This window comes from Amycolatopsis albispora, from assembly GCF_003312875.1.
GTDB lineage: Bacteria > Actinomycetota > Actinomycetes > Mycobacteriales > Pseudonocardiaceae > Amycolatopsis > Amycolatopsis albispora.
In genome coordinates this window covers 3,650,676-3,672,958 of the sequence record NZ_CP015163.1, presented here as the reverse complement: position 1 = coordinate 3,672,958, position 22,283 = coordinate 3,650,676, and the positions used below count along the sequence as shown (strand labels likewise).

Annotated in this window: 18 protein-coding genes; 13 read left to right on the top strand and 5 right to left on the bottom strand. The window is 70.3% G+C overall.

What is annotated here, in order from left to right; genetic code table 11:
• Window positions 1–9: 9 nt before the first annotated feature.
• The 3 genes from miaB to A4R43_RS17030 all read left to right on the top strand — a co-directional run bounded on the left by miaB (window position 10) and on the right by A4R43_RS17030 (window position 2,478).
• Window positions 10–1,434, top strand: a complete 1,425-nt coding sequence (miaB, locus tag A4R43_RS17040) for a tRNA (N6-isopentenyl adenosine(37)-C2)-methylthiotransferase MiaB (RefSeq protein ID WP_236809221.1) — start codon at window positions 10–12, stop codon at window positions 1,432–1,434.
• Window positions 1,431–1,907 carry an Rv2732c family membrane protein gene (locus A4R43_RS17035; RefSeq protein WP_113693229.1) on the top strand — a complete coding sequence of 159 codons (477 nt, stop codon included), beginning with the start codon at window positions 1,431–1,433 and terminating at the stop codon, window positions 1,905–1,907. The genes miaB and A4R43_RS17035 overlap by 4 nt, the downstream gene beginning before the upstream one ends.
• 106 nt (window positions 1,908–2,013) lie before the next feature.
• Window positions 2,014–2,478: a GntR family transcriptional regulator gene (locus A4R43_RS17030; RefSeq protein WP_162788499.1), complete on the top strand. Its 465-nt coding sequence runs from the start codon at window positions 2,014–2,016 to the stop codon at window positions 2,476–2,478.
• A gap of 245 nt (window positions 2,479–2,723) precedes the next feature.
• Here the strand turns inward: A4R43_RS17030 and A4R43_RS17025 are convergent, their stop codons facing one another.
• On the bottom strand, window positions 2,724–4,058 hold the full coding sequence (locus A4R43_RS17025; RefSeq protein WP_113693227.1) for a DUF349 domain-containing protein: 1,335 nt from the start codon (window positions 4,056–4,058) through the stop codon (window positions 2,724–2,726).
• A gap of 182 nt (window positions 4,059–4,240) precedes the next feature.
• Between A4R43_RS17025 and A4R43_RS17020 the strand changes: the two genes are divergently transcribed.
• Genes A4R43_RS17020 through dapF form a run of 3 tightly spaced genes read left to right on the top strand, consistent with a single transcriptional unit; the run spans window position 4,241 to window position 6,677 of the window.
• Window positions 4,241–4,942, top strand: coding sequence for a class III extradiol dioxygenase subunit B-like domain-containing protein (locus A4R43_RS17020; protein ID WP_113693226.1), 702 nt, complete (start codon window positions 4,241–4,243; stop codon window positions 4,940–4,942).
• A complete protein-coding gene (gene miaA, locus A4R43_RS17015) occupies window positions 4,939–5,850 on the top strand; it encodes a tRNA (adenosine(37)-N6)-dimethylallyltransferase MiaA (protein WP_113693225.1) in 912 nt (303 codons plus the stop codon). Before A4R43_RS17020 ends, miaA begins: the two co-directional genes overlap by 4 nt.
• A gap of 2 nt (window positions 5,851–5,852) precedes the next feature.
• The gene (gene dapF / locus A4R43_RS17010; RefSeq protein ID WP_113693224.1) at window positions 5,853–6,677 is read left to right on the top strand and encodes a diaminopimelate epimerase; all 825 of its coding nucleotides are present in this window, start codon (window positions 5,853–5,855) and stop codon (window positions 6,675–6,677) included.
• A 1-nt stretch (window position 6,678) separates the two neighbouring features.
• On the opposite strand, the gene A4R43_RS17005 is transcribed toward dapF, so the two are convergent.
• Entirely contained in the window at window positions 6,679–7,917 is a 1,239-nt protein-coding gene (locus tag A4R43_RS17005; protein WP_113693223.1) for an MFS transporter, read from the bottom strand.
• 63 nt (window positions 7,918–7,980) lie between these two features.
• On the opposite strand from A4R43_RS17005, the gene A4R43_RS17000 reads away from it, so the two are divergent.
• Genes A4R43_RS17000 through A4R43_RS16990 form a run of 3 tightly spaced genes read left to right on the top strand, consistent with a single transcriptional unit; the run spans window position 7,981 to window position 11,032 of the window.
• Window positions 7,981–8,481 carry an ArsR/SmtB family transcription factor gene (locus A4R43_RS17000; RefSeq protein ID WP_236809075.1) on the top strand — a complete coding sequence of 167 codons (501 nt, stop codon included), beginning with the start codon at window positions 7,981–7,983 and terminating at the stop codon, window positions 8,479–8,481.
• A 43-nt stretch (window positions 8,482–8,524) separates the two neighbouring features.
• Window positions 8,525–9,970, top strand: a complete 1,446-nt coding sequence (gene hflX / locus A4R43_RS16995) for a GTPase HflX (RefSeq protein WP_113693221.1) — start codon at window positions 8,525–8,527, stop codon at window positions 9,968–9,970.
• A gap of 48 nt (window positions 9,971–10,018) precedes the next feature.
• Entirely contained in the window at window positions 10,019–11,032 is a 1,014-nt protein-coding gene (locus A4R43_RS16990) for an esterase-like activity of phytase family protein (RefSeq protein WP_162788498.1), read from the top strand.
• A gap of 1 nt (window position 11,033) precedes the next feature.
• Here A4R43_RS16990 and lexA read toward each other — a convergent pair whose 3' ends face one another.
• Entirely contained in the window at window positions 11,034–11,687 is a 654-nt protein-coding gene (gene lexA, locus A4R43_RS16985; protein WP_205215492.1) for a transcriptional repressor LexA, read from the bottom strand.
• 325 nt (window positions 11,688–12,012) lie between these two features.
• Between lexA and A4R43_RS44015 the strand changes: the two genes are divergently transcribed.
• The 3 genes from A4R43_RS44015 (at window position 12,013) to A4R43_RS44010 (ending at window position 18,808) form a co-directional block, all read left to right on the top strand.
• Window positions 12,013–12,534 carry a LysM peptidoglycan-binding domain-containing protein gene (locus A4R43_RS44015; RefSeq protein ID WP_236809072.1) on the top strand — a complete coding sequence of 174 codons (522 nt, stop codon included), beginning with the start codon at window positions 12,013–12,015 and terminating at the stop codon, window positions 12,532–12,534.
• A gap of 611 nt (window positions 12,535–13,145) precedes the next feature.
• Window positions 13,146–13,622 (top strand): transcriptional regulator NrdR, encoded by a 477-nt coding sequence (gene nrdR, locus A4R43_RS16975; RefSeq protein WP_113693219.1) that lies wholly within the window; start codon window positions 13,146–13,148, stop codon window positions 13,620–13,622.
• 35 nt (window positions 13,623–13,657) lie between these two features.
• On the top strand, window positions 13,658–18,808 hold the full coding sequence (locus tag A4R43_RS44010) for an adenosylcobalamin-dependent ribonucleoside-diphosphate reductase (protein ID WP_113693218.1): 5,151 nt from the start codon (window positions 13,658–13,660) through the stop codon (window positions 18,806–18,808).
• On the opposite strand, the gene A4R43_RS16965 is transcribed toward A4R43_RS44010, so the two are convergent.
• Complete coding sequence (locus tag A4R43_RS16965; RefSeq protein ID WP_113693217.1) at window positions 18,766–20,796, bottom strand: Shedu anti-phage system protein SduA domain-containing protein; 2,031 nt, start codon at window positions 20,794–20,796, stop codon at window positions 18,766–18,768. The two genes, A4R43_RS44010 and A4R43_RS16965, sit on opposite strands and share 43 nt — an antisense overlap.
• A complete protein-coding gene (locus A4R43_RS16960) occupies window positions 20,793–21,368 on the bottom strand; it encodes an HNH endonuclease (protein ID WP_113693216.1) in 576 nt (191 codons plus the stop codon). Before A4R43_RS16960 ends, A4R43_RS16965 begins: the two co-directional genes overlap by 4 nt.
• Window positions 21,369–21,560: 192 nt before the next feature.
• Between A4R43_RS16960 and A4R43_RS16955 the strand changes: the two genes are divergently transcribed.
• Window positions 21,561–22,277, top strand: a complete 717-nt coding sequence (locus A4R43_RS16955) for a ferritin family protein (protein WP_113693215.1) — start codon at window positions 21,561–21,563, stop codon at window positions 22,275–22,277.
• Window positions 22,278–22,283: the final 6 nt, after the last annotated feature.

Below are 22,283 nucleotides of genomic sequence, written 5' to 3'. Positions count from 1 at the left end.
GGCTGCCAGATGAACGTCCACGACTCCGAGCGCCTGGCCGGGCAGCTCGAGGCGGCGGGCTACGTGCCCGCCACCGACGACGCGCCGGACGTGGTGGTCTTCAACACCTGCGCGGTGCGGGAGAACGCCGACAACAAGCTGTACGGCACCCTCGGCCACCTGCGCCCGGCCAAGACCGCCAAGCCGGACATGCAGATCGCCGTCGGCGGCTGCCTGGCGCAGAAGGACCGCGGTGAGATCGTCAAGCGGGCGCCCTGGGTGGACGTCGTGTTCGGCACGCACAACATCGGCTCGCTGCCGACGCTGCTGGAGCGCGCGCGGCACAACGCCGAAGCGCAGGTGGAGATCCTCGAGTCGCTGGAGACCTTCCCGTCCACGCTGCCCGCGCGCCGCGACTCGGCGTACTCGGGCTGGGTGTCGATCTCGGTGGGCTGCAACAACACCTGCACCTTCTGCATCGTGCCGTCGCTGCGGGGCAAGGAGCGCGACCGGCGGCCGGGCGAGATCCTGGCCGAGGTCGAGGCGCTGGTCGCCGAGGGCGTGCTCGAGGTGACCCTGCTCGGGCAGAACGTGAACTCCTACGGCGTCGAGTTCGGCGAGCGCGACGCGTTCTCGAAGCTGCTGCGCTCGTGCGGGTCGGTCGAGGGCCTGGAGCGCGTGCGGTTCACCTCACCGCACCCGGCCGCGTTCACCGACGACGTGATCGACGCGATGGCCGAGACCCCGAACGTCTGCCCGCAGCTGCACATGCCGCTGCAGTCCGGTTCGGACCGGGTGCTCAAGGAAATGCGCCGCTCGTACCGGTCGGCCCGGTTCCTGTCCATTTTGGACAAGGTGCGCGCGGTCATGCCGGAGGCGGCGATCACCACCGACATCATCGTCGGTTTCCCCGGGGAGACCGAAGAGGACTTCCAGGCCACGCTCGACGTGGTCCGCCAGGCGCGGTTCTCCAGCGCGTTCACCTTCCAGTACTCGAAGCGCCCCGGCACGCCGGCCGCCGAAATGCCGGGGCAGCTGCCGAAGGAGGTCGTGCAGGAGCGCTACGACCGCCTGGTCGCGCTGCAGAACGAGGTGGCGTGGGAGGAGAACAAGAAGCTGGTCGGGCGGAAGGTCGAGCTGCTGGTCGCGGCCGGTGAAGGGCGCAAGGACGCGGAGACGCTGCGGATGAGCGGGCGCGCCCGCGACGGCAGGCTGGTGCACTTCACCCCGGGTGAGCTGAACGTGCGGCCGGGGGACGTGGTGGAGACCGTGATCACCTACGGCGCGCCGCACCACCTGGTGGCCGACGGCGAGCTGCTTTCGCACCGCCGCACCCGTGCCGGTGACAACGCCGAAGCCGGGCTGCGGCCGAAGACGAACGGCGTCAGCCTGGGCCTGCCGAGCATCGGCGCGCCGCCACCGCAGCCCGTGGCCACCGGGGGGTGCGCGCTGTGAGCACCTCGGAACCGCCGCGGGATTCCGTGGACGAGCTGGGCGCGGACGTCGACCAGGTGGTGCGCAAGGCGTCGCGCACGGTCGACCTCGGGCATCGCGCGCTGGTGGTCTCGATCGCGGTTTTTGTGCTGATCGTGGGCATGCTGCTGCCGTGGGCGGGTGAGCACGTCGGCTGGCAGGTGCTGGCCGGGCGGGCGGGGCCGATCCCGCAGCTGTTCGCGCTCACCTCGACCGGGTTCGGCGTGCTCGGCTCGATGGTCGTGCTGATCACCCGGCGCTGGTGGGTCGCGTGGGCCTGCGCCATCGGCGGCTGGTTCGCCTCGGTGGACGGCATGCTGGCGATCTGGTCGCAGCAGTCCTCGCAGGCCAGCGGCGCGGTCGGCGGTGGGCCGGGGTTCGGGCTGATCCTCGCGGTGATCGCGACCGTGGTGATCGCCTTCCAGTGGATGCGGGCGGCCTGGTCGCGCGGCTGAACCCGAGCGACGCCGGTAGGGTTCACCCAAAGTGTCGTTCACACACCCGAACGTGTGGGGGTTCCGCATGCACTCGAGCGGGCAAGAGGTGGAGCAGCTACTGGCCGTGAGGGCCGTGCTGGCGGCCGAAGCGGCCCGGCTGGCCGCGCTGCACGCCGGCGCGGACGAGGTGCGAAGGTTGCGCGCGCTGTGCGCCGACGGTGAGGCCGCGATCGCCGCCGGTGACGTCGACGGCATGCTCGCGGCGAGCACCACCCTGCACGAATGCGTGGCGGAGCTGGCCGGGAACCCGGCGCTGCTGGACTTCGTCGGGCAGGTGGACCTGCGGGTGAGCGCGCACTACCCGGCGATCACCCGGCAGCGCGGGGCGCAGGCGTGGCGGGAGCACCACGCACTGGTGGACGCCATCGAACGGAAGGACGCGGAGTCGGCCGCGCGCATCATGCGGGAGCACGTCGACCACACGCGGGCCGCCTACCTGCAAACCCACCAGCCCGCCGCCCCCGCCACGACCACCAGGACGCGCCCAGCCCCGGTCCCGGCACGCCGCCGTCGAGCCCCGCGCCCCTGACGCCCCGTCCCGTGTCACGAATGTGGCTTTCGAGACGTTTGGTGTCCCGAAAGCCACATTCGTGACATGCGAATGCTCGCGCCCCCCGCCAGCCCGCCGCCCAGCGGCCGCTACCAAGGCATCACACGCTCCTGACCCGCCACGTCCGAACGGTTCCCCAAGGTGAACACGAATGTGGCTTTCGGGGCGAAAAACGCCCCGAAAGCCACATTCGTGTCCGGTCGTGCTGCATCAGTCGGGCGGAATCAGCGGTCCGCGACGGCTCGTTCCGCGGCGTCCAGCCACTCCCGCCACTGCGCCGCCTGCTCCTCGGCCTTCTTCGCCCGTCGCTCGTCTCCGGCGGCCCTGGCCTTCGCGGCCTGCGACTCGAACTGCTCGACCCGCTCCCGGAACTGCGCGGCTCTGGCCTGCGCCTCGGGATCGGTGCGGCGCCACTTGCTCTCCTCGGCGTTGCGCACCCGGTCCTGCACGGCCTTGAGCCGTGAGTCGAGGTCCCGGATCCGCTCCCGCGGCACCTTCCCGATCTCGTCCCACCGCTCCTGGACCTTGCGCAGCTGCGCCTTCGCGGCCTCCAGGTTCGCGCCGGGGTCGATCTTCTCGGCTTCGGCGAGCAGTTCCTCCTTCTTCGCCGCGTTGCCGGCGAACTCGGCGTCACGCTCGGAGAACGCGGCCGACCGCCGCGCGAAGAAGGCGTCCTGCGCGGCGCGGAACCGCTGCCACAGCGCGTCGTCGCTGTCCTTGGGCGCGCGGCCGGCGGCCTTCCACTCGCCCATCAGCTCCTTGTACCGGGCGGCCGTCGGCCCCCAGCTCTCGGAGTCGGCCAGCGACTCGGCCTCGGCGATCAGCTCCTCCTTGCGGGCCTTCGCCGCGGCGCGCTGCTTGTCCAGCTCGGCGAAGTGCGACCCGCGGCGGCGGTTGAACGCCTCGCGGGCCTTGGAGAACCGGCGCCACAGCTCGTCGTCGGTCTTGCGGTCGACGCCCTTGATCGTCTTCCACTCGTCGAGGATGGCGCGCAGCCGGTCACCCGCGGCCTTCCACTGGGTGGAGTCGGCGGCGATCTTCTCCGCCTCCTCGGCCAGCGCCTGCTTGCGCGCGACCGCGACCTCGCGAGCCTGCTCGCGCTCCTGCTTCGCGTCGGCCAGTGACCGTTCGGCGTGCGCGATCACCTGATCGATGCGGGCGCCCAGCGCGGCGAGATCGCCGACCACCGCCGCGTCGGCGAGGCCGTCGCGCAGCTGGGTCGCGCTCGACAGCGCGTGCTTCGGGTCGCCGGCACCGGAGGCCAGCCGCGTCTCCAGCAGCTCCACCTCGGTGCGCAGGTCGTCGAACCGGCGCGCGAAGTGCAGCAGGCCCTCTTCCGGGGTGCCCGCCTGCCACACGCCGATCGCGCGTTCGCCGTCGGCGCCGCGAACGTAGACCGTGCCCTCCTCGTCCACCCGGCCCCAGCGCTCCGGGTGTGGTTCGGCCGGTGGCACCGGCGGAACCGGCTGGCCAACGGTGTGCGCGTGCGGCACCGGGTGTGGTGCCGGGGCTTCCGGGGCTGCGCTTTCCTGAGCGCCCTCGGTTGTGTTCTCCGCCATGGCAGGCTCCTTATCGCCTGTACGCCCGCTCGCGCGGGCGCCCCACCACCGGTGGGGCCGGGTCGTGCCGCTGCCGGACCACGCTCGTGTCCGTCGTGGCATTCAAACAGGTCAAGGCGCGTCGTGGTACATGGTGCTCGCATCAGGACCCGCTTTCGGGTGGCGAGGTAACGTCGGACAGCGTGATCACACGTGCCGTCGTGGTGCCGCAGCCGCCGCTGCTGGTGCCCGAAATCGCCGCCGGGGCGCGCGATTCCACCGCCGAACTGCGGGCCGCGTGCCTGGCCGCGGCCGACCGCCTCGCCGAAACCGCGAGCCGGTGGGTTGCCGTCGGCCCGGGTGAGGACACCGTGTCCGTGACGCCGCCGAGCGCGTGCGGATCGTTCCGCGGTTACGGCGTCGACGTCGGCGTCCGGCTCTCCGGCACCACCGGCACGGCGGCCGAGCTGCCGCTGTCCGCGCTGATCACCGGCTGGCTGCGCGAGCAGGCCGGCGCGGCCGAGGCCACCGTGCACGGTTTCCCCACCGACACCCCGGCCGACCGCAGCGCCAAGGCCGCCGCGCTGATCACCGAACGGCATCCCGGGCACGGCCTGCTGGTGCTCGGGGACGGCGCCAACCGCCACGGCCCGAAGTCGCCGGGCGGCGAGCACGAAGGCGCGCCCGCCTTCGACGCCGCCGTCGCCGAAGCGCTCGCCACGGCCGACACCGGCGCGTTGCTGGCGCTCGACGCCGAATACTGCGCCGAGCTGGGCGCGGGCGGCCGCTTCCCGTGGCAGGTGCTCGCCTCGATCGCCGAGGGCGCCACCTGGACCGCCGAACTGCTGTACTCCGGCGCGCCGTTCGGCGTCGGCTACCACGTCGCGGTCTGGACGCGCGCGTGACGCGCCCGATCGCGGTGGTCGGCCCGACCGCCACCGGCAAGTCCGAACTGGCCGTCACGCTGGCGCTCGCGCTCGGCGGCGAGGTGATCAACGCGGACGCGATGCAGCTCTACCGCGGCATGGACATCGGGACCGCGAAGGTGACCGCCGAGGAACGCCGCGGCGTGCCGCACCACCTGCTCGACGTGCTCGACGTGACCGAAACCGCCTCCGTCGCCGCCTACCAGCGCGACGCCCGTGCCTGCGCGGAACGGCTCATCGCCGAGGGCAAGGTGCCGGTGTTCGCCGGCGGTTCCGGCCTCTACGTGCAGGCGATCGTGGACGAACTGCGGTTCCCCGGCACCGATCCCGCGGTCCGCGCGCGCCTGGACGCCGAAGCCGCCGAAGTGGGCGCCGCGGCCCTCCACGACCGGCTCGCCCGCACCGATCCGAAGGCCGCCGCCGCGATCCTGCCGACGAACACCCGGCGGATCGTCCGCGCGCTGGAGGTCATCGAGATCACCGGCGAGCCGTTCTCGGCGAACCTGCCCCAGCCGGGGGAGCCGCGGTACGGCACCACGCTGATCGGCGTGGACCGCGAGATCGACGACCTCGACGAGCGGGTGGACCGGCGCGTCGAGCGGATGTTCGCCGCCGGCCTGGTCGACGAGGTGCGGGAACTGGAGAAACGCGGGCTGCGCGAGGGGAAGACGGCTTCACGGGCGCTGGGGTACCAGCAGGTGCTCGAACACGGCGACGATCAGGCGGCCGCCGCGGCCGCGACGGCGCAGGCCACCCGCCGGTTCGTGCGGCGGCAGCGGTCCTGGTTCCGCCGGGACAAGCGGATCCACTGGTTCCCCGGCGCCGCCCCGGAACTGGCCGACCGGGTGCTGGAACTCGTTGGCGGCCAAGGCAAGGCTACGCTTTGACCATGGGCGGTATCGAATTCCTCAAGGGGCACGGCACGCAGAACGACTTCGTGCTGCTCCCCGATCCGGCCGCGCGGCTGGACCTGACCCCGGCGCGGGTGGCCGCCCTCTGCGACCGGCAGCGCGGCATCGGCGCGGACGGTGTGCTGCGCGTGGTGCGCGCGGCCGACTTCGGCGTGGAGTCGGCCGGTGAGTGGTTCATGGACTACCGCAACGCCGACGGCTCGATCGCCGAGATGTGCGGCAACGGCGTCCGCGTGTTCGTCCGCTACCTGGTCGACGCCGGACTGGCCGCGGGCCCCGAGTTCGTCATCGGCACGCGGGCCGGGGATCGCCCGGTGGTGGTGCGCGAGGACGGCACCGTGACCGTCCAAATGGGACCCGCGACGATCACCGGTTCCTCGGTGACGATGGTCGGCGAGCAGTCGTTCTCCGGGGTGGCGGTGGACGTCGGCAACCCGCACCTGGTGTCGTTCACCGAGGACGACGTGGCCGGGCTCGACCTGCGCGACCAGCCCGCCTTCGACGGCGACTTCTTCCCCGAAGGGGTGAACCTGGAGTTCGTCAACGCGCTCGGTGAGGGGCACCTGCGCATGCGCGTGTACGAGCGCGGTGTGGGCGAGACGCGTGCCTGCGGCACCGGCACGGTGGCCGTGGTGGCCGCCGCGCAGCACCTGGCCGGGCTGGAGTCCGCCGAATCCGTGGTGGACATCCCCGGCGGCCGCGTGGTGGTCACGGTGGCGCCCGGCGAGTCCACGCTCACCGGGCCGGCGGAGATCGTCGCCAGGGGAGAGCTGGACGAGGCCTGGTGGGCGGCCAACGGCTGACCTAGGCGGGCACGGCCGCCGGGATGTCGCGCATCCGCCGCAGCGGTGAGGTGAGCACCCAGACCACGGCCAGCGTCTCCAGCGCCCCGGCGATCCACAGCGTGTTCCGGATGCCGGCGAATTCGCCGAGCACGCCGCCGAGCAGCGAGCCCAGCGGCAGCACCCCCCAGACCACGAACCGCACGCTCGCGTTCATCCGCCCGAGCAGCCGGTCCGGGCAGATCGCTTGTCTGTAGCTAACTTGCGCGACGTTATACACGATCACGCCGTAGCCGAACAACGCCAGGCCGGCCACGGCGAAACCCAGCCGCCAGCCCGGCGCGGCGAGCGGCACCAGCAGGTGGGCGGGCCAGGTCAGCAGCGGGACGAGCCAGATCGCCCGCGCCTGCCCGATCCGCCGGTTGACCAGCCCGGAGGTCAGCGCGCCGAGCACACTCCCCGCGCCGCCGACGGCCAGCAGCACGCCCACCGCGGCCGCCGACAGGCCCAGCGTGCGCGTCAGGAACAGCATCTCCACCGCGAGGAAGATGCCGTTGGCGAAGTTGGCGGTGGCGGTGGACGAGGTGATCGCGCGCAGGGTGCGGTTGCCGAAGACGAACCGCAGGCCCTCGGCGATTTGGGCGGACAACTTCGGGTTCTCGTGGGGTTCCGGCTCGGGCTCGGTGCGCCGGATCCGCAGCAGGCACAGTGCCGAGCTGAGAAAGCCCAGCCCGGTCACCAGCACCGCGTTCGCCGGGCCCAGCAGCTGCGCGATGCCGCCGCCGATCCCGGGGCCGACCACCTGCGAGACCGACTGGCTGGACTGGAGCTTCGCGTTGCCCTCCAGCAACTGGTCACGGCCGACGAGCGAGGGCAGGTACGACTGGTAGGCCACGTCGAAGAACACCGTGCACACGCCCACCAGCAGGGCGACCACCACCAGCTGCGTCAGCGTCAGCACCCCCGCCCACCAGGCCAGCGGCACCGAGATCAGCAGGGCGGCGCGGGCGAAGTCGGCCCGCAGCATCAGCGGGCGGCGGCGGAACCGGTCCACCCACGCGCCCGCCGGCAGGCCGAGCAGCAGGAACGCCAGCGTCTCCGACGCGGCCAGCACGCCCATTTCGAGCGGGGTGGCGGCCAGCACGGTGGCCGCGAGCAGGGGGAGCACGGTGTGCCCGACGAAGGTGCCGAGCTGGCTGGCCGTGTCACCGGCCCACAACCGGCGGAAGTCGGCATGCCGCCACAGCGAGTTCTCACGCACCCGGGCAGTCAAGCGGAAGCGATTGGAAAGTGTCAATCACTTTGCCGTCGTACGCTGACCGCCGTGGGCACCGAGCGACGCAGGGCGACCGAGGCCGAGGCGAACGCGCTGGCCTCGGGAATACGGCTGCGCATCATCCGGTTGACCTTCAAGGAAGCGCTGACCAACAAGGAACTGGCGCGCCGCCTTGGCAAGGACCCGGCGACCGTGCTCCACCACGTGCGCAAGCTGGTGGACACCGGGTTCCTGGTGGCGCAGCCCGCCCGGCGCGGCAACCGCGGCGCCAAGGAGATCCCGTACCTGTCGACCGGCCTGTCCTGGAACCTCCAGTTCGACGAAAGCGAAGAGCTGGGGCAGGCGTCGCTGGAGGCCTACCTCGCCGAGGTCGGGGAGGCAGGGACCGCCAAGGTCGAGCAAACGCGCCTGGTGCTCCAGCTGGCGGAGGACGAGCGCGCGGAGTTCAAGCGCCGCCTGTACGGGCTGCTCGAGGAGTACGCGGAACGGCCGGTCACCCCGGGTGCCGAGCGGACCGCGGTGTACGTGGCGCTGTACCCGAGCACGTAATGCATTCGGCAGTTCCCGCGGTTCGTGGGACCATGGAAGGACGATGACGGAACTGACACACACTGATATGGCAGCCGAACTCGACGGCGAGGAGCTGTCGATCGGTGAGCTGGAACTGGAAGACCGCGCCTCGCTGCGGCGCGTCGCCGGGCTCTCCACCGAGCTCGAAGACATCACCGAAGTCGAATACCGGCAGCTCCGCCTGGAGCGGGTCGTGCTGGTCGGCGTGTGGACCGAAGGTACCGCCGCCCAGTCGGAGGCCTCGCTGGCCGAACTCGCCCGGCTCGCCGAAACGGCGGGCTCGGAGGTGCTCGAAGGCATCGTGCAGCGCCGCTCCCGGCCCGACCCGGCCACCTACATCGGTTCGGGGAAGGTGCGCGAGCTGTTCGACATCGTGCGCGCCACCGGCGCCGACACGGTGATCTGCGACGGTGAGCTGTCCCCCGGCCAGCTGCGGCAGCTGGAGGCGAAGCTGAAGGTCAAGGTGGTCGACCGGACCGCGTTGATCCTGGACATCTTCGCCCAGCACGCCAGCTCCAAGGAGGGCAAGGCGCAGGTCGAGCTGGCCCAGCTGCAGTACCTGATCCCGCGGCTGCGGGGCTGGGGTGAATCGCTGTCCCGGCAGGCCGGTGGCCGGGCCGGTGGCGGCAACGGCGGCGTGGGCCTGCGTGGTCCCGGTGAGACCAAGCTGGAGACCGACCGCAGGCGGATCAACAAGCGCGTGGCCAAGCTGCGCCGCGAGATCGCCTCGATGGACACCATTCGCGAGACCAAGCGCGGCCGCCGCGTGGCCAACGAGGTGCCCAGCGTGGCCATCGTCGGCTACACCAACGCCGGCAAGTCGAGCCTGCTCAACGCCATCACCGGGGCCGGGGTGCTGGTGGAGGACGCGTTGTTCGCCACCCTCGACCCGACCACCCGGCGGGCCGACACGCCCGACGGGCGCACCTACACGCTGACCGACACCGTCGGCTTCGTCCGGCACCTGCCGCACCAGCTGGTCGACGCGTTCCGCTCCACGCTGGAGGAGGCGGCCGACGCCGACCTGCTGCTGCACGTGGTGGACGGCTCCGACCCGGCGCCGGAGGAGCAGGTCAACGCGGTGCGTGACGTGCTCGGCGAGATCACCAGCAAGCGCAGCGAGCCGCTGCCGCCGGAACTGCTGGTGATCAACAAGGCGGACGCGGCCGACGAGGTCACCCTCGCCAGGCTGCGGCACCTGCTGCCCGGCGCGCTGGTGGTTTCCGCCCAGACGGGTGAAGGCATCGAGGCGCTGGTCGCCGAGATCGCGCAGCGCGTGCCGCGCCCGGACGTGGTGGTCGACGCGGTGGTGCCGTACACCCGCGGCGAGCTCGTGGCCAGGGCGCACGCCGACGGTGAGGTCCTCACCGAGGAGCACACCGAGGAGGGCACGCACCTGCGGGCGCGGGTCCACCCGGACCTGGCCGCCGCGCTGGAGACCTTCGCGGTCAACGGCTCGCCCGCGTGACCCAGTACCTTCGACGGCGAGGGTTTCTTCGCTGACGGAGGTGGGTGGGTGCGCGGTCGGGCGTGCGCGGTGGTGCTCGCGGGAATGCTGGCGGTGACCCCGGCCGCGGTCGCGCAGGACGTGCCCGCGCCGGAGTCGCTGTGCACGGTCCGCGACGCACGGCTGGCCGAGCTGTCCGGCCTCGCGGCCGACGGCGATCGCTGGTACGCGATGGGTGACGGCGGCACAAAGCTGCAGGTGGTGGTGCTCGGCCGGGATTGCCGGGTGCAGAAGGTGATCTCCGCGCCGGTCGACCCGTACGACGTGGAGGACCTGGCCCGCGCGCCGGACGGCACGCTCTGGCTGGCCGACACCGGGGACAACCGCAAGCAGCGTGAAACCGTGGCGCTGCACGCGCTGACCCCGGCGGGCAAGGCCACGCTCTACCGCCTCACCTACCCGGACGGGCAGCACGACGCCGAGGCGCTGCTGCTCGACGGTTCCGGCACGCCGTTCGTGGTGACCAAGAACGTGCTCGGCCGCGCCGAGGTGTACAAACCGGCCGCCGAGCTGAAGAGCCCCGGCCCGAACGCGCTGGAGAAGGTCGGCACGCTGGACATCGCCACCACCGACACGCCGGGAGGACCGGTCGGTGGCGTCGGCTCCTTGCTGGTCACCGGCGGTGCGGTGAGCCACGACGGCAAAACCGTTGCCCTGCGCACCTACACCGACGCCTACCTCTACGCCGCCCCGGACGGTGACGTGGCGGCCGCGCTGAAGCGCAGTCCCGTGCGCGTGCCGTTGCCGAACGAACCGCAGGGCGAAGCCATTGCCTTCGAACCGGACGGCACGCTGCTGTCCGCCAGCGAAGGCACCGGCCAGCCCGTGCGGGCCGTGCGTGGGGCGACCGGGCTGGTCTCGGCCACCACTACCGCCGCGGACGAGCAGGGCTCGCCCGGACCCACCGGTGACCCCGCGACCGGTGGATCCGAGTCGGGCGTGCCGCTGTTGCCGGCGGCCGCCATCGCCGTGCTCGTCGCGCTCGGACTGGTTTTTGTGGTGAGCCGCCTGCGCCGCCGGTGAACTAGAGCCTGCGCAGTACCGCCACCACCTTGCCGAGGATCGTGGCGTCGTCACCGGGGATCGGTTCGTACGCCTCGTTGTGCGGCATCAGCCAGACGTGCCCGTCCTTGAGCTTGTAGGTCTTCACGGTGGCTTCGCCGTCGATCATCGCGGCCACGATCTCGCCGTTGTTCGCGGTCGGCTGCTGGCGCACCACCACCCAGTCGCCGTCGGTGATGGCCGCGTCGACCATCGAGTCACCGGTGACGCTGAGCAGGAAGACGTCACCCTCGCCGACGATGTCCTTCGGCAGCGGGTAGACGTCCTCGATGGACTGCTCGGCCAGCACCGGGCCACCGGCGGCGATCCGGCCGACCAGCGGTACGTAGGCCGGCTTGGGCATCTGCTCGATCGGCGTGCCCGGCTCGGCGTCCGCGGCCAGCACGCCCACCGCGCGCGGGCGGTTCGCGTCGCGGCGCAGGTAGCCCTTGCGCTGCAGGGCACGCAGCTGGTGGGAGACCGAGGAGGTCGAGTTGAGGCCGACCGCCTCGCCGATCTCGCGCACGCTCGGCGGGTAGCCGAAGCGGTCGACCCAGGCCCGGATCACTTCGAGGACCTGCGACTGCCGGACGGTCAAGCTCTCGTCCGAGTCCTCGGGTTCACGCAGCGCGGGTATCTTGCCGCCCGGCGGGCCCTTCCTGACACTCACTGTGGTTCGCCTCCCAGGTGCTGGAGGCCGGTGGACGGGGTCTGCCACCGGCCCGGTTCGGTTGCCGAGGGCCGCCACGCCACGCCGGAGCGCGCCACGCCGGTGGCCCTTCCTGCGACGCTAGCCCGCCACGGGGTGGAGATCAAACATTTGTTCGACCGACACGCCGGGCGCCGCTCGATTTTGTCGGTCCCGGGTGGTACACATTCGCACGGGAGTTCGATAGAACGCCTGTTCGAGGGTTCGGTGCCAGCGTACCGGCCCTGGGCGAGGGCCGCGAGGAGGTTCCGTGATGTCGGTGCTGGTCGACGTGAGCGACGTGCGGGGAGTGGTGGTCAGGCGCGGGGTCCTGATCGACGAGAACGTGACGGTCGGGGAGGCCGTGGATTCGGTGGAGGCGCCCGTCGCACCACCGGTCCGGTCCGCCCGCCGGGGCAGGGTCAGGGGCGAGGTCCGCCGCCCGCCGACGCGGCCGCGCGTGGTCGCCGGATTGCGTGCCGCGCCGGACACCCGGTGCACCCCGGTCCGGCGGGCGGTGCGCTGGCCGTGGCTGGCCGCGCTGGCGGTGGCCGTCGGCGTGGTGGTGGCCGGCTTCGGCCTGCTGGCCGACGCGATGACCGCGCCGGTGCCGTCGCAGACCGCGGTGGTCTCGGTCGCGCCGGGGGAGACGCTGTGGGATGTGGCCGAGCGGATGGCGCCGAGCAGCGATGGCGCCGCCGTGGTCGACCGCATCCGTGACCTGAACCGCCTGGACGAGCGCGGCCTCGTGCCAGGCCTGCCCCTCGAAGTCCCCACCGAAGCCCACACGAACTGACTCCACGGCTCCGCCTTCTGGGCGAGCCGGGGCAGGCGCACACCTGAGGTGTGCCCGCGTCGAGGCGCGGCTGTGCCCGGAACTGGCGAGGCCCGTCGAAGCGACCTCCGCGAACTGGCCCGCCGCTGTGCCCTCGGGATGCCGGGGCAGGCGCACACCGGCGGTGTGGCCAGGGATGGTCGGGCGCCAGGCTGCCCATCGAGGCTCCCGCCGAAGCGGTCGCCGCGAACTGCCGCTCCTGCTGCGGCTGGCCGTCGGCGGCCCGGCGAAACGGCGTCCGCGAACCAAGCCGCGCAGACAGCGGCCAGGGGTTACCCCATCGAGGGGACTACGAGCCCAGCAGAACTTCCGGCCCCCCAACGCGGGGCACCACGAGTGGCGAGGTGGACGTGGACGGCAACCAGCACCAGCCCGCCGGGGCACCTGAATCCGAGGTTCTGCATTCACCCGGTCCAGCGGCGTTGCGCGGTTGCGGTCGGCCCGGTGCGCTTCTAGAGTCCACCCCCATATCTAGTGGTAACACGCCTGTAGTTGGTCCACAGCTTGGGGTAGAATCGGAGCCAGTTGTCCCGGGTGTGCACACCTGCCGCGGAAGGAAGGGTGGTCTGCTGATGCGGTGCCCGTTCTGCCGTCACGCCGACTCCCGCGTCGTCGACTCGCGCGAGGTGGACGAGGGGCAGGCGATCCGCCGCCGCCGGTCGTGCTCGGAGTGCGGCCGACGGTTCACCACCTCCGAGACGATGGTGCTCGCCGTGGTGAAGCGGTCCGGGGTCACCGAGCAGTTCAGCCGGGACAAGGTGGTGCGGGGGGTGCGCCGCGCCTGCCAGGGCCGCCCCGTCGATGACGACGATCTCCAGCAGCTGGCGCAGCGGGTCGAGGAATCGATCCGGTCCGCCGGGCTCGCCGAGATCCCGAGTCACGAGGTCGGTCTCGCCATCCTCGGCCCGCTCCGCGACCTCGACGAGGTCGCTTACCTGCGCTTCGCCAGCGTCTACCGCTCGTTCTCCTCGGTCGAGGACTTCGAGAAGGAGATCGCGGACCTTCGCCAGGCCATAGCCGGTAGCGAAGAGAGCGCGAACGACGAGTAAGGCTCGCCGTTCCGTGCCGGAACGAGGGAGTGCCCATGACCGAAACCGTGGGAACCGGCGCGGACGCCGTTGAGCAGCGGCAACCCGGCCGGCTCGGCATCCGCCGCGTGTTCACCACCGAGGGCGTGCACCCGTACGCCGAGGTGGAGTGGGAACAACGCGACGTCGTGATGACGAACTGGCGCGACGGCACGGTGAACTTCGAGCAGCGCGGCGTGGAGTTCCCCGCGTTCTGGTCGGTGAACGCCACCAACATCGTGACCAGCAAGTACTTCCGCGGCGCGGTCGGCACCCCGCAGCGCGAGCGCAGCCTGAAGCAGCTGATCGACCGCGTGGTCGGCACCTACGTCCGCGCCGGTACCGAGCACGGCTACTTCGCCACCCCGGCCGACGCCGAGATCTTCGAGCACGAGCTCACCTGGATGCTGCTGCACCAGGTGTTCAGCTTCAACTCCCCGGTCTGGTTCAACGTCGGCACCGCTTCGAAGCAGCAGGTCTCGGCTTGCCTGCCGTACCACGCCCTGGTCAGTACACCCACCGGGCTGGTGCCGATCGGGGAACTGGTGGACACGGACGCGGTCGGGGCGAAGGTCTACGACGGACACGGCGTCACCGGCGTGGTGGCCACCAAGGCCAACGGCCGCAAGAACGTCCACCGGGTGCACACCAAGGCCGGGTACACGCTGGACGTCACCGCCGATCACCTGGTCTGGAAGGCGACGAGTGCCACCGGCGGCGAGTTCGTCGAAGCGGGCACGCTGCGCCCGGGGGACCAGCTCGACTGGCACCGGGTCCGCTCGTTCGGTGAGCGGGAGATCGATCAGCGCGAGATCGCCGAAGCGGCGCTGGCGGGTTGGCTGCAGTCCGATGGGTTCGTCGGACGCTACGAGGGCACGAACCGGTCCCTGACCATCGAGGCGATGACCGTCAACGACGCGGAGCTCGCCTGGGTGACCGACGCCCTCGACCGGGTGTTCCCGGGAGCGCACCGCCACGAACGGTCAGTGGTCACCAAAGACGAGGGACTGGACTGTCGTCGCACCCGGCTCTGCGGCAACCATCTCCAGTCCTTTGTGGATGCTTGGAGCCTGCGTACCCGCGGTGCGGCCATGACGGTCCCGGCGCGCCTGTACACCGCGCCGCTGCCCGTGGTGGCCGCGTACCTGCGTAGCCTGTTCCAGGCCGAGGGCTATGTCTCGGATCGCGAGCGGTCCACTTTGGTCGGCATGGACATGATCTGCGAGCAACTGGTCCGCGGGGTGCAGAACCTCCTGCTGCGCTTCGGCATCTTCTCGCGGGTGGCGAAGAAGGCCGACCCCCGGCCGAACCGGCACGGCTGCTGGTCGCTGCGGATCCAGAACCGGGGTGACTGGGAGATCTTCGCGGCGGAGATCGGCTTCGTCGACGAGCGCAAGTCGGCGAAGCTCGAGGCGAGCCTGGAACGGCCGGGCAGGCCCGCCAAGCCGACCAAGCGGCTGGAGATCGCGCGCATCGAGGACCTCGGGCCGATGGAGGTCTACGACATCCAGACCGACAGCGGGGAGTTCCTTGCCGGGAACCTTCGCGTGCACAACTGCTTCATCCTCGCCGTGGACGACTCGATGGAGTCGATCCTGAACTGGTACCGCGAAGAGGGCCTGATCTTCAAGGGCGGCTCCGGCGCGGGCCTGAACCTGTCGCGCATCCGGTCGTCGAAGGAACTGCTGTCCTCCGGTGGCACGGCGTCCGGCCCGGTTTCGTTCATGCGTGGCGCCGACGCCTCCGCGGGCACCATCAAGTCGGGCGGGGCCACCCGCCGGGCGGCGAAGATGGTGGTGCTCGACGTCGACCACCCCGACGTCGAAGAGTTCATCGAGACCAAGGCCAGGGAAGAGCAGAAGATCCGCGTCCTGCGTGACGCCGGGTTCGACATGGACCTGTCCGGTGCCGACATCTCCTCCGTGCAGTACCAGAACGCCAACAACTCGGTGCGCGTGTCCGACGAGTTCATGCAGGCGGTCGAGGCCGACACCACCTTCGGCCTGCGCGCCAGGCAGACCGGCGAGGTGGTCACCGAGGTCGAGGCGAAGAAGCTGTTCCGCTCGATGGCGCAGGCGGCCTGGGAGTGCGCCGACCCCGGCATCCAGTACGACGACACCATCAACGACTGGCACACCTGCCCCGAGTCCGGCCGGATCACCGCGTCCAACCCGTGCTCGGAGTACATGCACCTGGACAACTCCAGCTGCAACCTGGCTTCGCTGAACCTGCTGAAGTTCCTCGGCGAGGACGGCACCTTCGACGCCAACCGGTTCGCCCGCGCGGTCGAGTTCGTGATCACCGCGATGGACATCTCCATCTGCTTCGCCGACTTTCCGACCGAGCCGATCGGTGACACCACGCGGAAGTTCCGCCAGCTCGGCATCGGCTACGCCAACCTCGGCGCGCTGCTGATGGCGATGGGCCACGCCTACGACTCCGACGGCGGCCGCGCGCTCGCGGCGGCGATCACCTCGCTGATGACCGGCGTGTCCTACCGCCGCTCCGCCGAACTGGCCGGTGTGGTCGGCCCGTACGAGGGTTACGCGCGCAACGCCGAGGCGCACCAGCGGGTGATGCGCAAGCACGCCGCCGCGAACGAGCTCATCCGCACCTACCACACCACCGACGCCGCCGTGCGCAAGCTCGCCTCCGAGGAGTGGCACCGCGGCATCAAGATCGGCACCGAGCACGGCTGGCGCAACGCCCAGGCGAGCGTGCTCGCCCCGACCGGCTGCCTGACCGCCGACACCTTGGTGACCACCGACCGCGGGCTCGCCCGGCTGTCCGAGCTGGGCGAGGTGTACGGCGATCGCTGGCAGGACGTCGACTTCACCGTCGCGACCGACGAAGGACCGCGCCGGGCGACCAGGTTCTTCGTCAACGGCGAGGAGCCGACCCGGCGGCTGGTCACCGCGGGCGGGTACCGGATCCAGGGCACCCTCGCCCACCGGGTGAAGGTGGTCGAGAACGGAGCCTGGGTGTGGAAGCGGCTCGCCGATGTGCGCTCCGGTGACGTCCTGCCGCTGCAACTGGGCGGGCTGGTCGGCGAACCGCGCCGGGTGGCGATGCCGGTGCTGGACCAGGCCTGTGAGGGCGACCGGACCACGGTGGTCCCCGGCTTCGTCGACGAGGACCTGGCCGAACTGGCCGGTTACTTCATGGGCGAGGGAAGCCTGCACGCCGAGGGGCTTCGGTTCCGCGTCGCGGACGCCGATCTCGACGTGGTCGAGCGACTTCGGGTACTGGGCAAGGGGCTGTTCGGGGTGGAGGCCACGGTCACCCCGGCCGCCGGTCACCAGGAGGTGTTGTTCGCTTCCGTGCGCCTGGCCAACTGGTGGCGGGCGGCCGGGTTCGCCAAGGACCTGCCCGGCACCGATCACACCGGCAACGGCTGGACGCCACGCGTGCCCGCCGCGATCCGCGAGACGAACGACGTGACCGTGTACGCGGCGTTCCTGCGTGGTTTGTTCGAGGCGGACGGCACGGTTCTCGAAGGCGTGCCGAGCGTGAGCACGGCGTCGGAGACCTTTGCCGAAGACATCCGCTCGATGATGCTGACCCTGCGCCTGGCGACGACCACGCGGGAGATCACCAGCGGCCGGGGCGGTGCCCAGTACCAGGTGCGGGTGCGCGACGTCGACCACGCACCGGCGTTCGACGAGGTGGTCGGCTTCATCGGTGAGCGCAAGTCGCGCGCGGTGGTGGCGGTGGAACCGCGCACGTCCGCGAAGCGCGACCTGGTCTTCCTGCCCGCCGAGCGCTGGAACTCGCTGGTGCCGCCGGGGCACGAGGACCGCGACGCGGTGCTCCAGTCACTGCGGAAGACGGGCGGGGTGGCCAGGAGGCTGGCGTCGCGGCTGTTCGCCGAGACGCTCGACGAGCAGTTGGGGCACGCGCTCGGCTACCTCTTCGAAACGGTGGCGGCAAATGAGGACGGCGGGGTGCGGCCGACCTACGACCTGTCCGTGCCGGAGAACGTCACCTACGTCGCGAACGGGTTTGTCAGCCACAACACCATCGGCTTCATGATGGACTGCGACACGACCGGGATCGAGCCGGACTTTTCGCTGGTGAAGTTCAAGAAGCTGGTCGGCGGCGGCTCGATGCAGATCGTGAACCAGACGGTGCCGCGCGCGCTGTCCGTGCTGGGGTACCAGGGCGAGCAGGCCGAGGCGATCGTCGAGTACATCGCGCAGCACGGGCACGTGGTGGACGCGCCGGGGTTGCGGCCGGAGCACTACGAGGTGTTCGACTGCGCGGTCGGCGAGCGTGCCATCGCGGCGATGGGTCACGTGCGGATGATGGCCGCGGTGCAGCCGTTCCTGTCCGGCGCCATCTCGAAGACGGTGAACATGCCGGAGTCGGCGACCGTCGCCGACGTCGAGGAGATCTACTTCCAGGGCTGGAAACTCGGCCTGAAAGCGCTGGCGATCTACCGCGACAACTGCAAGGTCGGCCAGCCGCTGTCCACCGCCAAGTCGGACAAGCCCGCCGAGGCACCCCAGGTCGAGTACCGCCCGGTCCGCAAGCGCCTGCCGAAGAAACGCCCCAGCCAGACGGTTTCGTTCACCGTGGGCGGTGCCGAGGGCTACCTGCACGCGGGGTCCTATCCGGACGACGGGCTCGGCGAGATCTTCATCAAGCTCGGCAAGCAGGGGTCCACGCTGGCCGGGGTGATGGACGCGTTCTCCATGTCCATTTCGGTCGGCCTGCAGTACGGGATCCCGCTGGAGTTCTACATTTCGAAGTTCTCCAACCTGCGCTTCGAGCCGGCGGGCATGACCGACGACCCGGACGTGCGGATCGCCACCAGCGTGCTCGACTACCTGTTCCGGCGCCTCGCACTGGACTACCTGCCGTACGAAAAGCGTTCGCAGCTCGGCATCTTCACCGCCGAGGAACGCGCGGCACAGGCCGACACCGACTACGGCACGGCCACCGCCGAGCCGCCAGGGGTCGATCTCGACGAGTTGCGCAGCAGCGTCTACGCCGAGGAAGCCGAGCCGGAAAGCGAACGGAAGCCGCAGACCTCCGCCGAGCTGATGGAACTGCACCTCGGCAAGGTGGCCGATGCGCCGCTCTGCATGACCTGCGGCACCAAGATGCGACCGGCCGGCTCGTGCTACGCCTGCGAAGGCTGCGGCGCCACCTCGGGCTGCAGCTGAGTCACGCTCCCGGACGGGGTGCCTGCTTCAGCGGCAGGCACCCCGTCCGGCTTTCCCACCAGATCGAGCACCCGTTCCGCCCGGTCGAGTAGTTGCTGGTAGGTAATGACTTCGACTCGGCTGAGATGGCTGTTGAAGATGCGCAACGTCTCGTGGATCTCCGCGGCAGAAAGATTCTGCTGGAACCCGGGGTGGCCGACGACCACGGTCGCGCTCGCGCGGCGGGTGTCGATACCGAACTCGATTTGCAAGCTCGTGCGCTGTTCGTCGAGCAAGGTCAAGTAGTTCATCGTCTGGCCGACGGCTTCGTGTACCACGGCTCCGACAATGAGGCCATTGCGATGATTTCGCACAACCGGGACGTCGGCTCGCTTCAACTCCACGACGTGGAGAACCCCATCCGGCTGGAGCAGCGGGATGTCGAGTTCGGCCGTGGCCACCAAGCGGCGCCGTGCTGCTTCGCCGACGAACTCACCCCCGAACATCCACCACGCGTCGCTCAGCGCGGCCTGGATCTCCCGCTCCAGGGCGCCGGGCCGCCGGACGGCCGCCCGCACGGTGGCCAGCTGGTCTCGCCGGACGTGCAACTGGATCGCGGACAACAGTTGGGCGGCGTTCCCCTTTTCCAGCAAGCGAACTACCTCGATGGGCAGGCCTCCCACGGAGATGGTGGGTTCGTTCGGCTCGTCGTGGATACCGGCGAGCCAACCCTTGCGAATTCGCCGATCCCCCTGTGCCAGCTGAGCTGCATAGCGGCAGTCCGCGGGGGCGAGCCCGTAGTCATTCAAGCCGTAGCCGAAACCTCGGAAGTAGTCGTCGATTTTGCTTGCGTCGAACGGAGGGTGCCGAGGTGGGTCCGCCGCCACGTTTTCCACACAACGAGCCAACTCCGGAAACCCGTGCAATGTGAACAGGTTTTTCAGGAACAAGGCGGGTCTCTTGTGGTCGTAGACGAAGGAATCTTCGGGGTCCACTTCGATGCCGTTCAAGCCGCGTGTGCGCTCCTTCAGGCACAGCCGGAAGATCGCGGGTATGGCTCCAGCGAGCCAGGTGAAGGTGGTTGTCCTGATTCGGGCGCAGGGGAACAGCCGATGGAACGCGTACGTTGGCACCGGGAGCTGGTCCTCGTGGAACAGGGCGAAGGTCTCACCGTGGTTCGCGGCGCAGATTCCGTCGAGAAGGCCGATCCAAAGCAGCGCGGTGGTGGTCCACACCTCATGGACGCGGTCCGGGAGAGTTGACCATCTCTCGTCGGCCTTATCTGAGTCTGACAACGTGTCGACCGCTCGACGTGCCCACTTGGCTTGCTGAGCAGCGACTTTCCTGGCTGCCGAGGTGGGGTTTTCGCCCTCCCAGACCAGGTCGAGGAACCTGGGGAGCACGTGGATGCCGGCCAGGTACCGGATGTCCCACTCCTCGAGTTGTTCTATCGGCTGGAACTCCCGTACCGCGATTTCGACGAACCTGGCGTACTTGCGATGTTTGGTGTCCTGCTCCGAGCGGTCGTTGGTGCGGAGCCAAGCGGCGGCGACCATCACCGGTAGCCGTTCGGTCAGCATTTCGGCCAGCTCGGCGAGGAACGATTCCCGGCGCTCGCGACACTGCTTCCACACCTTGACGAGCGGCGCCCTGACCACCTTCGGGTGCTTCTGCCGGATGGTGGCGAGGTCGAAAGCGGTCAGGTCGACCGTGCCCTCTCCCAGTAGTTGGACGAGGGTGTCGGTGCGAGCGTCGAAATCGACGAGCGCCTCTCCCGCGGCGAAGTGGTCGGCAAGCGGACCTTGCGGAACGCAGTGCACCCGCCCGGGTGAAACCAGGTCCGCCAACGAGCCCTTACGGGGCTGCTTCTGCACGACGTGCCGTGCTCGCTGCTTCATTCCCGGGCAGGTGTCGTCGCCGTGCCAAAGCCGTCCGGACTTGGTGCACCAGAGCGTCAGTTCGGTACCGGCCAGCGGACCGAGCCGAACGTCCGCCATCGTCAAGGTCACGAGCGAGCACCAAACATCCACTGGTTTGCCCGGGTCACTGGTTCGTCCGGGAGGGTGACGCCATGGTGATGTGCCAGCTTCCTCTCGGCTTCGGCCATGATGCAGGCGATGGTGGACGGGTTGAGGCGACCTTCGCCGAAGTGGATGACCGCCCTGGCGAACTCGTCTTTCAGCACGGCGCGGAACCCATCTGTCAGTTCGTCGACGGCGATTCCGGCCGCCAACAGGCATTCGAGTGGTTTCCTGCCGAACATGACCTCGAATTCCGCTGTGCCGCGGATCGTCCAGTAGGTGTCGTATAAGGGAACACAGGTGGCTCGCAACCACCGCCACATGTACTCGGGTTCCGCATGGTTCGGTGCCTCGCGGTGGCATCGGCCGCACAGCAACACGAGGTTGTCCGGCGAAGCGCGTCCGCCGAGCGAGTCGGGGATGATGTGGCATCTCTCCAGGCGGGACCGATACCCGCAGCGCCAGCACCGTTCGTGGGCTTCAGCCCAGTCGACGGCCAGGCCGGATTCGTCCTCGACCGCCGCCCAGTAGTCGACAATCTGCTTGTGGCTGACGTCCATGTGCCCCCCTCAAGTCTGCTCTCAGCATGTCGGTCGACGTGGTACTTGTGTTACGGAAAGTGTCGGGTCAGCTCCCCGCGGCAGGCGAGTCCACAGGATCTCCACAAACCGTCCATCGAACCTCCCGGTGGGTTCGGCCAACGCGCTCCGTGCACCGCCCGTCTCAAGGGACGGAAGGAAAGGAGTGGCAAGTTGAGCGAATTCACCGGGTGGGTCGAGCACTTCGAGGCGGAAGCCGAGCGGCGGCGGGAGCTGGGTGATCCACAGTGGACAAAGGGGGCCGAGTTGCCGGCGGCGGTGATCCGCAGTGTGCAGCGGTTCCAGGTCGGCGAGGCGGGTGACGGCGCCAACCTGATCGCGAAGGCCGAAGCCGCCGGGGACGCGGCGTATTCGACGGCGGTGCGGATGTTCGTCGACGAGGAGCGCAACCACGCGCGCCTTCTCGAACACCTGCTCACCGCCGCGAACGCGAAGACCATCGGCGGCCACTGGACCGACGCCGTGTTCGTGCGGCTCCGCCGTGCGCTCGGGCTGCGCCTGGAACTGATGGTGCTGATGATCGCCGAGGTCGTCGCGCTGCGTTACTACCGCGCGCTGCGCGACGGCACGCCGGACGCGCTGACCACCGAGGTCGCCGGGCGCATCCTCGCCGACGAGGAGCGGCACGTCCCGTTCCACCTGCGGCGCCTCGCGGCCGCGTTCGCGCCGCTGTCACGGCCGGCGCGGCTGCTGGTGCACGGCGTGTGGCGGGTGCTGCTGTTCGGCGCGGTGGTCACGGTGTCCTACGACCACGGCCCGGCCCTGCGAGCACTCGGCCTGACGCGACGCCAGTTCGTCGCCGACGTGCTCCGGATCTGGGGAAGGACGTCGGAACTGCCGGACCCTGTCACATCGGGGCCCGCTGTGTAGTCCACA

Coding starts and splice junctions, on each gene's coding strand:
- miaB (WP_236809221.1), top strand. CDS start 10: ATGAACGTCCACGACTCCGAGCGCCTGGCCGGGCAGCTCGAGGCGGCG.
- A4R43_RS17025 (WP_113693227.1), bottom strand. CDS start 4,058: ATGGCGGAGAACACAACCGAGGGCGCTCAGGAAAGCGCAGCCCCGGAA.
- dapF (WP_113693224.1), top strand. CDS start 5,853: ATGGGCGGTATCGAATTCCTCAAGGGGCACGGCACGCAGAACGACTTC.
- hflX (WP_113693221.1), top strand. CDS start 8,525: ATGACGGAACTGACACACACTGATATGGCAGCCGAACTCGACGGCGAG.
- A4R43_RS44015 (WP_236809072.1), top strand. CDS start 12,013: ATGTCGGTGCTGGTCGACGTGAGCGACGTGCGGGGAGTGGTGGTCAGG.
- nrdR (WP_113693219.1), top strand. CDS start 13,146: ATGCGGTGCCCGTTCTGCCGTCACGCCGACTCCCGCGTCGTCGACTCG.
- A4R43_RS44010 (WP_113693218.1), top strand. CDS start 13,658: ATGACCGAAACCGTGGGAACCGGCGCGGACGCCGTTGAGCAGCGGCAA.
- A4R43_RS16960 (WP_113693216.1), bottom strand. CDS start 21,368: ATGGACGTCAGCCACAAGCAGATTGTCGACTACTGGGCGGCGGTCGAG.